This window comes from Dolichospermum planctonicum, from assembly GCF_005402965.1.
Classification (GTDB): Bacteria; Cyanobacteriota; Cyanobacteriia; order Cyanobacteriales; family Nostocaceae; genus Dolichospermum; species Dolichospermum planctonicum.
The window spans coordinates 29,645-44,644 of the sequence record NZ_BJCF01000040.1; the positions used below are offsets into that span (position 1 = coordinate 29,645).

A 15,000-nucleotide genomic window follows, 5' to 3' on the forward strand; every position below is an offset into this window, starting at 1 on the left:
AACAAATGGCCATCGAATTTACTAAGTATCACGGACTCGGTAATGATTTTATTCTCATTGATAACCGTTCCTCATTAACACCAGTATTGACACCAGAGAAAGCGGTACAGTGGTGCGATCGCCATTTTGGTATCGGTGCAGATGGTGTTATTTTTGCCCTTCCTGGACAAAATGGCACGGACTACACTATGCGGATTTTTAACTCCGATGGTTCAGAACCAGAAATGTGTGGGAATGGGATTCGCTGTTTAGCGGTATTTTTGACAGAATTAGAAGGCATTAACCGTACCAAAGATAAATATAGTATTCATACCTTAGCAGGTGTGATTGTACCCCAACTCACAGATGATGGTCAAGTAAAAGTAGATATGGGTGAACCGCGATTATTAGCAGAGGAAATTCCTACTAATTTAGCATCTAGTGGGCTTCAAGTCATTAATCATCCCTTAGAAGTAGCCGGGAAAACTTGGGATGTTACCTGTGTCAGCATGGGCAACCCTCACTGTATCACATTTGTAGAAGATGTTGCAGCAGTTGATTTAGAAAGCATTGGTTCCCAATTTGAAAATCATCCGGTATTTCCTAAGAAAACCAATACAGAATTTATTGAAGTCGTAAATCGCAACTACTTGAAAATGCGCGTTTGGGAGCGGGGTGCGGGAATTACCCTCGCTTGTGGCACCGGTGCTTGTGCGTCCTTAGTAGCAGGAGTATTGAATGATAAATGCGATCGCACTGCTATGATTGAATTACCCGGTGGGACTTTAGAAATCGAATGGTCAGAAATTGACAACCGGATTTACATGACAGGACCTGCAGAACGGGTATTTACAGGTAAATATTAAATTGAGCCTGTTTTGAGTTCTAAATAATATAAGCGATTGTCTACAGAATTATTGTAGGCGATCTGCTTGCAGCAGCTGTATCTAAAAAGACAATTCTTGAAATAACTCTATCAAAGGAAGATTAAAATTAGGAATAACATTTTCTCCATCAAGACTATCTTCCAATTGCAAAAGCTGTGATGGCTTAGGTTTGCGGTAAATCAATACACATTCTTCGTCTGGCAATATTACCCATGCTAAACGAGTTCCATTTTCAAAATACTCTACTAATTTATGATGAATTTCTTCAAAAGTGTTATTAGGAGAAATAATTTCTACAGCTAAATCAGGAGCGCCATCAAAAAAACCCTTGGGTAATCGCTTTAAACCTTGTAACCTTTCTTTAGAAATAAAGGCCAGATCAGGCGATCTTTTGTTACCAGTTTTCATTTTAAAGGCAGTGCTAGAATCACAAGTTATACCGAGCTTATAATTACGTACAAAACCTGTTAAAAAATATCCCAGAGTAAGAGCTAAGTAGCCATGTTCTACACCTGAATTTGCGACAATAATTAGCTCTCCATTCACATATTCATAAAGATTATCATTTTCCTTCAATAACATAAATTGCTCATCTGTCAAGGTCTGATGATTAGCTGAAGGCTGAATTAATTCTAAATTTGTGGTTGTAGTTTGGGTCATTAGATTTAACTCCACAGATGAAACTAATATCCTAATATCAATGATTATACAAAGTTTTCATCCTTTAATCCTGGATATCCTGATTCTGACTTGCTGGTACATTTTGTAGTAAAATTAGTGCTATTTAAGAGGAAAGTAAAAAAATGACCCGTGTGATCATCGTGCGTCATGGACAAAGTACCTACAATATAGAAAAACGTATTCAAGGGCGTACTGATGCGTCATCTTTAACCCCAAAGGGCTGTGATGATGCCAGTAAAGCAGGTAAAGCCCTCAGTAGTATTTCATTTCAAGCTATTTATAGTAGTCCCCTGCAACGGGCAAAATCAACAGCGGAAATTATCCGCAGTCAATTGGCTACACAAGCTCCCATAATTCAAATTGATGAACAATTGGTGGAAGTTGATTTACCGCTTTGGGCAGGAATGACGACGAGTGAGGTCAAAGAACAGTTAACAGCAGATTACCGCATCTGGAAGGAACTTCCCCATGAATTTCGCATGGTTTTACAGGAAAATTCCGAAACTAAAGAACATTTTCCAGTTTTAGCATTATATGCCCAAGCTAAACAATTTTGGCAAGAGATTCTCCCCCAGCACCAAGGTGAAACTATCCTCATTGTTGGTCATAATGGGATTAATCGCGCCTTAATTAGCACTGCTTTGGGCATTTCCCCCAGTCGTTACCATTGTTTACAACAGTCTAACTGCGGAATTAGTGTTTTAAATTTTGCTGGTGGTTTGGGTGAACCAGTACAGTTAGAATCTATGAATCAAACCCAACATCTGGGTGAAACCTTCCCTTCTTTGCGTCCCGGTCATCAAGGGGTAAGATTATTGTTGGTGCGTCATGGTGAAACTGAATGGAATCGTCAAGGTAAGTTTCAAGGACAAATTGATATTCCCCTCAATGATAATGGCAGAAATCAAGCCGCAAAAGCCGCAGAATTTCTCAAAGATGTGAATATTGATTTTGCGGTTAGTAGCACTATGTCCCGTCCCAAGGAAACGGCGGAAATTATTTTAAAATATCATCCTAGTTTAAACTTGCAACTGTTTGCCGGTTTAAGAGAAATTAGTCATGGACTGTGGGAAGGTAAATTTGAATCGGAAATTGAACGGGAATTTCCCGGGGAATTAGAAAGGTGGCGTACAATACCCGCAGAAGTACAGATGCCAGAAGGAGAAAACCTAGAACAGGTGAGAGAACGCAGTGTTAGTGATTGGAATGGAATCATTAAAAATGCCGAATCTCAGCAATTACAACTAGGCTTAGTGGTCGCTCATGATGCGACTAATAAAACTTTATTGTGCCATATTCTGGGTTTATCTGCGGAAAATTTCTGGAATTTCCGTCAAGGTAATGGTGCTGTGAGTGTGATTGATTATCCTGCTGGTAGTCAAGGTTATCCGGTTCTGCAAGCAATGAATATTACTGGACATTTAAGTAATAGTGTACTGGATAAAACTGCTGCTGGAGCGTTATAATTTGCGCTTGATAATTTGCTAATTATAATTTGCTAAGTTGTTGGGGTAATTGATGAATTACCCTGACTCGTACTTTTGATTGATCTAGCTGTGCATAGATTTTAGGATTTACACAGGAGTTAGGAAAGAATAAATCATGTATCGCTAAACCGAAAAATGCAGCGTATTTTCACTAACTATAAAAATCTTCATCCAATATTTGCTCAACAGAAAATGGACAAATATCAGGATATTCACTTTCATCAGCAATACGCACTCCAAAAGCAGCAAATTTACTTTCTTTAATTGCTAATTTACGTCCTTGAGAATAGGCTTTATTTATAGCTTCTAAAAGAAAACTTTTGAGAGAAGGAGTATTTTCTAAATTGTTTAAAACTCGTTGACGATGTTCAATAACTGAGTGATACCAACTCATTTTCATACTATCTGGAGCATCTTGGACTTTTAGCTTTAGCAAATGAGCTAACAAGATCATAAGATTACTTGTAAGTGCATTTTTTTCCGATTTACCCAAATCATTTAATTCCTCAATTAGATATTCAATATCAAGGGCCTCAAATTGACGATTTTTAAGGTGTTGAATTGTTGATTCAATCCAACTTTGCAAATCTTGATCATGGAGAGGTTCAAGCATATCAGTGGAAATACAACAATTATTATAATGATAATTTCCATATTAACCTAAGTTATAAAAAATTGTGAATAAATGATGATTTCTGGCTAGAAGTCGGAAATGTGAATTATGAGGATATAGGTTACAAAAAACACCTATATTATATTTTAATACTGAAGTTATGGCTAAAACGTCTAATTTGCATGATCAAACAGTAGAATAGACAACGGTTAAAAGACTGATAAGTAATATTTTTCATGACAAAAGAACTATTAAAACAAGTAAGAGTAATCGATCCTTTCCAAAAAACTGACATAGTAGCCGATGTGTTAATTATTGATGGTTATATTCAAGATGTCGCCCCACAAATTACAAATTTTACTACAGATACGTCTGTCCGCGATTGTCGAGGTTTGGTTATCGGTCCTGGATTAGTTGATTTATATAGTCATTCCGGTGAACCTGGTTTTGAAGAACGAGAAACTTTAAGTTCTCTTTTACAAGCTGCTACTGCTGGTGGTTTTACTAGGATGTGTGTTTTACCTGATACATTACCAGTCATTGATCGACCTGCTTTGGTAACACAGTTACAACAATACCGAAATCGGCAAAAAGTCTCCCCCAGTCTTCACATCTGGGGAGCAATTACTTTAGATTTGGCAGGTAAACAATTAACGGAAGTAGCAGATTTAACCGCTGCGGGAATTGTGGGTTTTACTGATGGTAAACCTTGGGAAAATTTGGGGATAGTTAGACGGGTTTTGGAGTATCTTCAACCTTTTGGTAAACCTGTGGCTTTTTGGCCTTGCGATCGCCATTTAGCAGCTAATGGTATGATCCGAGAAGGTGCAGAAGCCTTGCGTTTAGGTTTACCCCCGATGCCAGCTAGTGCGGAAACAACGGCTATTGCAGCTTTATTAGAATTAGTCGCAGATATCGGTACACCAGTCCATATTATGCGTGTTTCTACTGCACGTAGCGTACAATTAATTGCTGAAGCTAAATCTAAAGGTGTGCCTATTACCGCTAGTACAACCTGGATGCACGTTTTACTTGATACAACGTCCATGAGAAGTTACCACACTGCCTTACATTTAGATCCGCCTTTGGGAAATTACCAAGATATGCTATGCTTACGGGAAGGTTTGCGAACAGGTATAATAGATGCGATCGCAATTGATCACGCAGCCTATACTTACGAGGAAAAAGTTCAAGCTTTTGCGGAATCGCCACCGGGAGCAATTGGGTTAGAATTGGCATTACCCCTATTATGGCAAAATCTTGTGGCTACTGGAGAATTTACACCTTTGGAATTATGGCGGGTTTTGAGTCATCAACCAGCGACTTGTTTACAACAGGAGGTTAAAGCCATTCAACCGGGTGAAAAAGCTGAATTGACATTATTTGATCCTCAGCAAATTTGGAAAGTAAATCAGGCAAATCTCCAGACACTTTCTTTTAATACTCCTTGGTTTGGTGAAGAAATTATAGGTCGGGTTGTGCAAGTTTTTTGTGAAAATCTATTTTGATTTTTATTAACGAATCAAAGGAAAAACAGATTTTATCGGTTACTTTACAGGAACATATTTTTATTATTCAATGTCTGATTTAATTTTGTTTTGGCATCGTCGAGATTTACGTATTTCTGACCATACAGGACTAGCTGCGGCCAGAAAAAAAACTCCCAAGATTGTAGGTGTATTTTGTCTAGATCCTCAAATTCTTGAAGGTGATGATATTGCACCTGCTAGGGTAAAATATATGATTGGTTGTTTACAATCCCTTCAAGAAAGATACCGACAAGCAGGTAGTCAATTATTAATTTTGCAAAATGATCCCGTTGTGGCAATTCCTCAATTAGCAGTGGCTTTAAATGCTAAAGCAGTATTTTGGAATTGGGATGTTGAACCTTATTCACAAATTCGGGATTTAGCGGTAATTGATGTTTTAAAAACCGCAGGAATTGAGTTTCTTAACTATAATTGGGATCAGTTACTTCACTCTCCCACGGAAATATTTAGTGGTGGGAAAACTCCCTATACAATTTATACTCCTTTCTGGAAAAATTGGTATAGTAAACCAAAATCTCAACCAGTTAAAACTTTAGAAAATCTGCAAAATCTCACAGCAGAAGAACAAGAAATAGCCGAAAAATCTGGAATAATCAATTTACCTACTGCCGAAGTTCTAGGTTTTATTTGGGATAGGGAATTAATCATTAATCCTGGAGAGTTAGCAGCACAAGAAAAATTAGAAAATTTTACCCATGATCCTATTAATGAATATCAAGAACAGCGCAATTTCCCCGCTATTGAGGGAACATCTCAATTAAGTGCTGCTTTGAAGTTCGGTGTTATTGGTATTAGAACTATTTGGCAAAGTACCATAGAAGCGTTAGCAAATAGTAATAGTGAGGAAGTAAATGCTAGTATCCAAACATGGCAAAAAGAACTAGCATGGAGGGAATTTTATCAACACGCTATGTACCATTTCCCCACATTAGCTAATGGTGCATATAGAGATAATTTTAAAACATTTCCCTGGCGAAATAACGAAACTTATTTTCAAGCTTGGTGTGAGGGTAAAACGGGTTATCCTATAGTTGATGCTGCTATGCGTCAATTAAATGAAACTGGTTGGATGCACAATAGATGTAGAATGATAGTTGCTAGTTTTTTGACTAAGGATTTAATAATTAATCCTCAATGGGGAGAAAAATATTTTATGCAGAAACTCATTGATGGTGATTTATCTGCTAATAATGGAGGTTGGCAATGGAGTGCTTCTAGTGGTATGGACCCCCAACCATTACGCATTTTTAATCCAGCTAGTCAAACCCAAAAATTCGACGCGGAAGCAGCTTATGTTCGTCAATGGATACCGGAATTACGTTCTTTAGATACGGCATATTTAGTAACTGGAAAAATTCCGTCTCTAGAATATCATCGCGTCAATTACCCTAAACCAATTGTTGATCATCAAAAACAGCAAGCTTTATTTAAGCAAATATATCAACAACAAAAAGCCGTTACTTAATTTCTTTGTCTGAATCAGGATTTCCATGATTTAAGGATGTACAGGATGTTATTTGTTGATAATATTATGTTCATCTGGATATTTCTGCTAATACTTGGTCTAAGATTTTTCATCTTTTCTAAAAAAAATAAATTTTCCCAAATTGGACAAAATTGCTATATATTGTTAAATACAATTAATTTTTTGTCCGTTCCCAAAAGCTGCTATTGTATATGTCCAAAACTTACACCGTAGAAATCAATCACGAAGGTAAAATATATACCCTGCAAGTTCCAGAAGGTGAAGCAGTCTTATCAGTAGCCGAAGCAGCGGGTTTGGAATTACCTGCTTCCTGTCATGCTGGTGTTTGTACAACCTGTGCTGGATTAATATTAGCAGGGTCTGTAGATCAAAGCGAGGGAATGGGTGTAAGTCCAGAACTGCAAAAACAAGGCTACGCGCTCCTGTGTGTTTCTAAGCCATTATCTGATTTGAAAATTGAAACAGGTAAGGAAGAAATAGTTTATGATAAGCAATTTGGAAAGGGGTAGATATAGTTGCCAATTACCATCAAGTCCTTCTATACTCAAGATTACCAATACAAAGGATTTAGAATAATGACAACTCATTTTATTACCGCTGAAATTGAATTACAAGAAACCCCCACTGAATTAGAAAAAGCTATTACAGCGGAATTACAAAAACAAGGTGAACCCCTACGTTGGGCTATTACCGCTATTGACGAAACCCAACAAACCGCAACTATAGAGGCTGTAGTTACTGTTTAGATTATTCTTCGCGTCTACCGCGAAATAAAGAACCTGTGATACCCATTCAAAAACCATACACGGTCATTTTAATTATACCCACTGGCATTGGGGCAGCAATTGGCGGTTATGCTGGTGACGCATTACCAGTAGCGAGAATTATATCACAGGTATGCGATCGCTTGATTACTCACCCCAATGTCATGAATGGTGCAAGCTTATACTGGAATATTCCCAACGCTTTCTATGTAGAAGGTTATGGTTTAGACAAATTTGCCGCTGGAGAATGGGGTTTACGTCCTGTTCGTAGCAATAGGGTAGGTTTACTTTTAGACCAGGGTATTGAGCCGGAATTAATGCTGCGACACTTGCAGGTAGCGGACGCAGCCAGGGCAACTTTAGGGTTAGATATTACAAATCATGTAATTACCGATGCAGATTTAAATGTAGAATTACGGATTTCTTCATCAGGGACAAGTTGGGGAACAATAGGTAATCCTGATAGTTTATTACGGGCTGCTGAAAAGTTAATTATACAGGAAAAAGCCCAAGCGATCGCAGTTGTTACCCGTTTCCCTGAAGACATGGACGAAACCGCGCTGCAAAACTATCGCCAAGGTCAAGGAGTAGACCCTCTAGCCGGTGCTGAAGCCGTCATTAGCCATTTATTAGTCCGTACCTTTAAAATTCCTTGCGCCCATGCTCCTGCCCTTTCTCCTGCCCCTACAGCCTCTAATTTATCACCTCGTGCTGCGGCTGAAGAACTAGGCTATACATTCTTACCTTGCGTTTTAGTTGGTTTAAGTAACGCTCCGCAATTTATAATTAATACAGAATCTTATCAGCCATTATCAACGGATCTGTGGGCAGGCCAGGTTGACGCTTTAATTATTCCTGACACATCCTGTGGAAGTAGTGCTTTATTGAGTTTAAGTCAAAGTCAATGTCAAATAATTACAGTTACGGAAAATAAAACCTTGTTACAGGTTTCTGCTCATAAGTTAAAAATTCCCAGCTTACAGGTAAACTCATATTTGGAAGCTGTAGGCTTATTAGTAGCGCATAAAGCAGGTATTAGGTTTAAATAACAAAAATCTAGTCAGATATAGTCAAATATTAATCATTTTTCGTTAATGATTGTCTAGGTTGGGTTTCGCTGTAGCTCTACCCAACCTACAATTATTCTGATTGAGCTAAAATGAAACTCCATAGAATACTTCTTCTAGAATAATTAACCGCAGATGAACGCAGATGAACGCAGATAAGCATGAATTAATTTAATTTAATTTATTTTATTTTATGTTTTATGACTTACGCAAAATATCTCTAAAACCTTCGGTTGTCAATTGCCCGTTACCATTATTTATTTAAATTCCTGTGGTTGAACAACAAAATCAAGAACCAGAAATTCCTTACTTAACACGCACCCAAGTTTTAGTAGCAATGGGTGTAACAGCGATTATTCTTTGGATAGTTGCTAAGTTATGGTTACATTGGAGCAATATCATCCTCTTCAAATGGCACTGGCACGAACAAGACTTATTATTAGGAATCGGTTTAGGTCTAATCATTACCATATTAAGTAGTTTAGCTTATCGCTTTCTCCCTAATTACCGTAAAAGTGCGGATTATTATCTAGAAATGGTTCTCAAACCTCTAGCAATGCCCGATTTAATCTGGCTAGGATTATTACCAGGTTTAAGTGAAGAATTATTATTTCGAGGTGTAATGTTACCAGCTTTGGGCGCGGATCATCTAGCTGTAATAGTATCTAGTCTTTGTTTTGGAGTCTTACACCTTAGTGGTCCTCAACAATGGCCTTATGTAATTTGGGCGACTCTCATTGGTGTAATTTTAGGTTATAGTGCTTTACTGAGTGGTAACTTGTTATTACCAATAGTTGCTCATATTGTGACAAATCTACTTTCTAGCTATTTATGGAAAATTAAAAATCCTTAGATACAAATGTCGGGATTTTTTTATTTTTTAATCTTTAAACGAAAGATCCCACCAATAATACTGAAGCAGCTTATTGGTGGAACTTACGGTAGTTTAGTTAAGAGTTGTTCTCAAAGTAAAAACAAGTAAAAATCTGGTCTTTTCTTAAAAATCATCAAGAAACTGACCAATACGACTGATTACAGGGTCTACCTCTTGAGGTTCAGGTTCAGGTTCATTATGTTCAGGTTCAGATTCAGGTTGAGGAGGAATATAAGTAGGTGGTTGCTGACTCAGAATGGTTGTTAACTTTGCAACTTGTTGAGTAAGTTGCAACATTTGACTTTCTATGGCATCCAAACGACGAGACTCCTTAACAAAAAAACGTTCCTCAAAACTAGCTATTTGCAATTGCATCTCACTGATTTTCTGTTCAATCGTGGTTATATTTGCTGTTTTAGAAGCTGGTTGTACAGATTCCGGTAAGAAAACTTTCCATAGGGCCTCTTTACATAGGTCACTGAAAGTTTTCTCTGGTTGCGCCTCTAAGTAGTTTTCCACCTGCGCTAACAAGCTCTCATCAGCAATTTCTGGATTGAACGTAACGGATTTAACTACCTTTTTTGACCATTGGAACATTAGTTTTATTATTTAGCAGGGCGAACAGCAGCGGATGCTTGCACTTCTCCGTAAATATATTGACCCAAAGCATTAGCTTGTCGAGAAGGTGCAGCCAAGTAAGCATTGATTTTAGCCTCTTTGAGTAGACGTTGGACATCTTCCCAGAAAAACTCTCCACCGCCACCTGTAATAATTACATCTGTGACCCGTTCTGGTAGCCAAGCTAACACACGAGCGCAAATTTCTCGTGAAAACTGCTCTATCAGGTTAGGGAGAAAATCATCTAGATTAGTAGGTTTACTAGCACCTTGAGGACGGTAAAAGCGATTGCCCTTGGATTTATTAACCGCAGAAATCAATGCTAAAGATTGACTATCAGCATTTTCTATTTCCGCAGCTACCAATTCATAAAACTTGCTCATCCCAAAGTCTTCACTCTTAGAAGCCCCTCTAGCAAACCGGAAATTGTCCACCATGAGCATATCAATGGTTTGGTGGCCAATATCTACAATCCCCACTGACATTTTCGTAAAATCGGGAACTCCTGTTCCTTTATTAGGTTGAGTTTCTGACCACAGCAAACTACCATATCCTTCAGGCATAATCCAGACTTTGCTAATCTTCAAAGATAAAGATTCACCTCGGAAATTCAATACATGAGGTCCTTCTACCAAACTAGTTAACTGTGCCTTTTCTTTTTCAAATTGTTCCAAAGACAAGAAGGGTAGACCCAGAACCACAGAAATTTCATCTTTAAGCTTAAAGTAGCCGGCACAGGACAAGACTTTGATCAGTGCGTCCTCAACCTTAGATTGGCCTACGCCAAGATTTGCGCCAAAATCTGCGGCTAATTGCCCTACAGCATAGCCACTACCTTGATACTCTAACCACAAATCCATCAGTGGGTCAGTTGCCTTAGCCTCAAACACACCGCCACGAATTTCAGCAACACTCATCTGCTTCACATTAGCAGGAATGAAGGCTACACTGCCCGGTTCACGGCTGACACAAGTCTTTGTGGAGGTTCTGCCTAAATCAACGCTGAGAATGGTTTTACCCCCAACATTAGTTGGCTTTAAAGAATTCATTGGTGTGGCTGCCGCTGGGCGGTTCATGGGAATGGCAGCGGCATTTATGGGATTAGCTGCGGAGGGTTGGTCTGTCATGAAAGCTCCTCTGTAAAAAGTTATCATGCTCATCTTACAAAAAGGTGAGCTACAAAAAATTTTAGATTGGGTTAAGTGTAACTAGAAATACGTCTAAATTGATAATGGGCAATAGTCAATTTTCGATGATTTAGCATTTTTTATGGCATTTATAACCAGATGTCAAGCTTTTATTCCCGATTTGCTGTTTTTACGCTTGTATTGAGTTGCCAAGAAATAAACAGTATAGTAGTCCTTTTAATTTCTAAAATTACCCGCAGAAGATTGTTTATATAACTCCGCTTTTGTGAGAGTGGGAGAAAAAACCGTTAATTCCCCCACTGCTAGTTGGGGCTAAATGGTTGATTTGACATACCTCCTCGTCTTTTTATGAGCGAGGATTCCTTGACACTTCACTGACCGGTGCTACCGAAAAGTAGTCTGATCCGGTCTGGAGTGTCCGTTTATAGTCTCCCAATGCCCTGTGGCGACTATACCTAGTTTACTATAAAGCCGTCCTAGAAGGACGGGGCTTGTATCCGATTTTTTTCGGTCAAAGATTGGACTCTCGATTCTGAAGACCATTCTAATGGATTCCAGACTCTTTCCTCTAAAGCCATTTGCTCAATTAAACTAGCCAATCGCAGAGCTTTGAGAGCTTGTTCACCACCAACAGAAGGTTGATTGCCACCACGGACACAGTTGATAAAATGCTCTAACTCCGCACTCAGAGGCTGAATATTAGTGGTATAAACCTTTTCGATTAAACCATCTTGTCTATATAGGACTTTTTGCTGATCGATCAGGGGGTTGACAGGGGTTTGCCTATGTACCAAAATTTCATTATTGAGAAAATCTGCTTCTGTAAATGAATTTTTACAATGGGCCACCAGACGGCGAATTTTTCGGTGGGTAACCTTGCTGGCTGTAAGAGTGGCAACAACTCCATTGGCAAAGCCCAAGGTCGCGGTTACATAATCTAAATAACCTGAGTCTAAGGAACGAGTTCCACTAGCCGTTAATTTCACCACTGGTGATGCGGCTAATTCTAGCAGTAAATCAATGTCATGGATCATTAAATCCAGCACTACGGAAACATCACTCCCCCGCGCTGAGTAAGGACTCATGCGGTGCGATTCTAAAGCCAAAACTTCTTCGGTTTTGAGGACTTGACTTAGTTCTCTAAATGCGGGATTAAATCGCTCAATGTGACCAACTTGTAAAATACACTGAGATTCGGCAGCAGCATTCACTAGAGACTCGGCCTCAGAAATACTAGCCGCTATTGGTTTCTCAATTAAAACATGAATTCCCGCTAATAAACAGTTGATGCCCACGGGATAATGTAGCCTTGTAGGTACTGCAACACAAATTGCGTCTACATGGGGTAATAGGTCGCAGTAATTTTCAAAAAAACGAGCTTTGTATTTACTGGCCGTTTCTAACCCACGTTCAACGTTAATATCGGAAACCCCTACTAGTTCCACATCTTTCATGGAACTGAGAACGCGGGTATGATGTTGTCCCATGTTACCAACCCCAATCACACCTATACGGATATGATGCGGCTGGCTGCGCTGTGAATATAGATTTGGTTCTGACACTGATCTGCTATTTTGCACTATTGTTCTCTCCTCAACCACCAAATTTAGAGACTCTAAGGTTTTTAACCTTTATCTTTATACTTAAATGCCCGGTTTTATTTGTCTTTAACCATCCAGATGGTAACATAGTGATTGTCTTTATGAAGAATTTTAAAGTTTAGGTTCAGTTCCCGTCATCTGGATTGTATTTTAGGTCAATGGTTATTAATTTCCCGGTTTTATTCATCTCCTCAAAAAATTATGTGTTTTTTTGTTGACTTGATAAATTCCCTAATTTCTCAGTGAAAATTCTCGGATATGCCGTTAATCAATTAACTAATCAAATAAATGTCTGCTCTTGATCACAGTAATTTTATTTTTCTTTTGTAAGTATCTTAACTTATAAATAAGTAGTGGAAATTTAGATTATAATTTGCTGGAGGGTCTATAAAATTTCTGTTCTCCTACCGGGGAATTTTTGTACATATTTAATTTTTTGATTGCATTTTATTGATTTTCTGATTTTTTGAATGGAATTTGTGAAGGAATGGGTAATTGATCAAATTCTCCTCTATTTTCCCTACTTCTTGTTCTCCCCATTGCTGATTTTGATATGAAAGCTGTAATTCTATTATCCGGTGGCTTAGATTCTTCGACGGTTCTTTACCAAGCAAAGGCGGATGGTTGTCAATGCTATGCTATTTCTTTTGATTACCAACAACGACATCGAAAAGAATTAAATTCTGCTTTAATGCTTGCTAATACAGTCGGTGTAATTGAACATCAAGTAGTTAATTTTGATTTACGGCAATGGGGTGGTTCTGCACTGACAGATGATAAGATTAATTTACCTCAAGAGCGATCGCTGGCTGAAATGGCTGATCATATCCCTACCACCTATGTTCCTGCCCGGAATACGATCTTTTTAAGTTTTGCTTTGGGTTATGCCGAAGCGATCGCAGCGGAACGAGTATATATTGGGGTTAATGCCCTAGATTACTCTGGCTACCCAGACTGTCGTCCTGATTATATCCAAGCTATCCAGGAAGTTTTTCGCTTAGGAACAAAACAAGGACGTTCTGGAAAACCAATTAAAATTATCGCCCCGTTAATTGACTTAAAAAAAACAGAAATCATCCAACTTGGTAATCAATTGGGAGTGCCTTGGCATCTTACTTGGTCTTGCTATGCTGGTAATGATATTGCCTGTGGTGTCTGTGATTCCTGTCAATTGCGGTTAGCGGCTTTTGCTGAATTGGGGTTAAAAGATCCTGTTCTCTATGCTGGTGGTTAGGGAATAAACGGCTTCCGCTCCGCAATTCAGATTTTATACAAAGATGTTTATAATTTGATTTAATCATTGTTGAAAAGGGGTAATTCATCAATTACCCCAGCAGAATTAGGTAGTATTTAAGCAAATAGGAAATCACCTGCAAACAGGTTTAAATTCCCATTTGTCTGATAGCGAAGCGTGGCGTTAGCCATATCAGGATGTCCAGTATGAAAGGATTTACAGGATGAGGAGGGGATTTTATGATTATGTCAATGATTTAAAATGGTGCGTTACTCTTAAATAATTTAATATAGTTCTTCCTTATCAATATCAGGATAACATATTTAAAATCCTTTGTCAATACCTGAAAATTAAATTTTTCGCGGTTTTTTTGCGTTAATTGTTGCTTTGTGGGGTGATGTCAGAATCAGGATATCCAGGATGAAAGGATGTACAGGATGAAGATGGGGATTTTCTGATGATGTCAATGATTTAAAATGGTGCGTTACGCTATTATATGGCGAACTGCTTGCAGCAGCGCTTCGCTATCGCTATGCTACACATAAAGTATTCACTAATGGTGCGTTACGAATACAGCTAACACACCCTACTATAAATAATTTAAGATAGTTCTTCCTTATCAAGATGATAATAACATTTTTAAAATCCTTTGTCAACACCTAAAAAGCAAATTTTTCGCGGTTTTTTTGCGTTAATTGTTGCTTTGTGGGGTAATGTCAGAATCAGGATGTCCAGGATGAAAGGATGTACAGGATGAAGATGGGGATTTTCTGATGATGTCAATGATTTAAAATGGTGCGTTACGCTATTATATGGCGAACTGCTTGCAGCAGCGCTTCGCTATCGCTATGTTACACACAAAATCTTTACCTCAAGTACAGATATTACAGCACTTCCCGGTGTTATGAGGTACAGTAACAACAATTAGTGAACCAATTTTTTAAATGTTGAGGATTCATCAAATCGAGAGCAACAGAAATAACTTTATCAACTATTTCAGTGGTAGTTGGA

At 38.3% G+C, this 15,000-nt stretch carries 14 protein-coding genes; 9 read left to right on the forward strand and 5 right to left on the reverse strand.

Annotated features, from left to right (window positions below; genetic code table 11):
* The first annotated feature begins 5 nt into the window (after positions 1 to 5).
* Positions 6 to 845, forward strand: a complete 840-nt coding sequence (gene dapF / locus FFO06_RS15960; protein WP_137908920.1) for a diaminopimelate epimerase — start codon at positions 6 to 8, stop codon at positions 843 to 845.
* Between the two features lie 81 nt (positions 846 to 926).
* On the opposite strand, the gene FFO06_RS15965 is transcribed toward dapF, so the two are convergent.
* On the reverse strand, positions 927 to 1,526 hold the full coding sequence (locus tag FFO06_RS15965; RefSeq protein ID WP_190396749.1) for a Uma2 family endonuclease: 600 nt from the start codon (positions 1,524 to 1,526) through the stop codon (positions 927 to 929).
* Between the two features lie 143 nt (positions 1,527 to 1,669).
* On the opposite strand from FFO06_RS15965, the gene FFO06_RS15970 reads away from it, so the two are divergent.
* A complete protein-coding gene (locus tag FFO06_RS15970; RefSeq protein ID WP_137908921.1) occupies positions 1,670 to 3,013 on the forward strand; it encodes a histidine phosphatase family protein in 1,344 nt (447 codons plus the stop codon).
* A 172-nt stretch (positions 3,014 to 3,185) separates the two neighbouring features.
* On the opposite strand, the gene FFO06_RS15975 is transcribed toward FFO06_RS15970, so the two are convergent.
* Positions 3,186 to 3,647 carry a DUF29 domain-containing protein gene (locus FFO06_RS15975; RefSeq protein WP_028090960.1) on the reverse strand — a complete coding sequence of 154 codons (462 nt, stop codon included), beginning with the start codon at positions 3,645 to 3,647 and terminating at the stop codon, positions 3,186 to 3,188.
* Positions 3,648 to 3,883: 236 nt separating this feature from the next.
* Here FFO06_RS15975 and FFO06_RS15980 point away from each other — a divergent pair, with 236 nt between their 5' ends.
* The 6 genes from FFO06_RS15980 to FFO06_RS16000 all read left to right on the forward strand — a co-directional run bounded on the left by FFO06_RS15980 (position 3,884) and on the right by FFO06_RS16000 (position 9,367).
* Entirely contained in the window at positions 3,884 to 5,155 is a 1,272-nt protein-coding gene (locus FFO06_RS15980) for a dihydroorotase (protein WP_137908922.1), read from the forward strand.
* A gap of 70 nt (positions 5,156 to 5,225) precedes the next feature.
* A complete protein-coding gene (locus FFO06_RS15985) occupies positions 5,226 to 6,662 on the forward strand; it encodes an FAD-binding domain-containing protein (RefSeq protein WP_137908923.1) in 1,437 nt (478 codons plus the stop codon).
* A gap of 212 nt (positions 6,663 to 6,874) precedes the next feature.
* Positions 6,875 to 7,192, forward strand: coding sequence for a 2Fe-2S iron-sulfur cluster-binding protein (locus FFO06_RS15990; protein ID WP_028090963.1), 318 nt, complete (start codon positions 6,875 to 6,877; stop codon positions 7,190 to 7,192).
* Positions 7,193 to 7,258: 66 nt separating this feature from the next.
* Positions 7,259 to 7,429 carry a DUF8621 family protein gene (locus tag FFO06_RS21645; RefSeq protein WP_190372175.1) on the forward strand — a complete coding sequence of 57 codons (171 nt, stop codon included), beginning with the start codon at positions 7,259 to 7,261 and terminating at the stop codon, positions 7,427 to 7,429.
* Positions 7,430 to 7,473: 44 nt separating this feature from the next.
* Positions 7,474 to 8,496, forward strand: a complete 1,023-nt coding sequence (locus FFO06_RS15995) for a DUF3326 domain-containing protein (protein WP_137908932.1) — start codon at positions 7,474 to 7,476, stop codon at positions 8,494 to 8,496.
* 289 nt (positions 8,497 to 8,785) lie between these two features.
* Positions 8,786 to 9,367 carry a CPBP family intramembrane glutamic endopeptidase gene (locus tag FFO06_RS16000; RefSeq protein WP_137908924.1) on the forward strand — a complete coding sequence of 194 codons (582 nt, stop codon included), beginning with the start codon at positions 8,786 to 8,788 and terminating at the stop codon, positions 9,365 to 9,367.
* Between the two features lie 144 nt (positions 9,368 to 9,511).
* Here FFO06_RS16000 and fcmC read toward each other — a convergent pair whose 3' ends face one another.
* The 3 genes from fcmC to FFO06_RS16015 all read right to left on the reverse strand — a co-directional run bounded on the left by fcmC (position 9,512) and on the right by FFO06_RS16015 (position 12,734).
* Entirely contained in the window at positions 9,512 to 9,985 is a 474-nt protein-coding gene (gene fcmC, locus FFO06_RS16005; protein ID WP_137908925.1) for a filament morphology membrane protein FcmC, read from the reverse strand.
* An 8-nt stretch (positions 9,986 to 9,993) separates the two neighbouring features.
* Entirely contained in the window at positions 9,994 to 11,133 is a 1,140-nt protein-coding gene (gene fcmB / locus FFO06_RS16010; RefSeq protein WP_137908926.1) for a filament morphology actin-like protein FcmB, read from the reverse strand.
* Positions 11,134 to 11,630: 497 nt separating this feature from the next.
* Positions 11,631 to 12,734 carry a Gfo/Idh/MocA family protein gene (locus FFO06_RS16015; RefSeq protein ID WP_137908927.1) on the reverse strand — a complete coding sequence of 368 codons (1,104 nt, stop codon included), beginning with the start codon at positions 12,732 to 12,734 and terminating at the stop codon, positions 11,631 to 11,633.
* Between the two features lie 574 nt (positions 12,735 to 13,308).
* On the opposite strand from FFO06_RS16015, the gene queC reads away from it, so the two are divergent.
* Positions 13,309 to 13,989, forward strand: a complete 681-nt coding sequence (queC, locus tag FFO06_RS16020; protein ID WP_137908928.1) for a 7-cyano-7-deazaguanine synthase QueC — start codon at positions 13,309 to 13,311, stop codon at positions 13,987 to 13,989.
* The last annotated feature ends 1,011 nt before the right edge of the window (positions 13,990 to 15,000 follow it).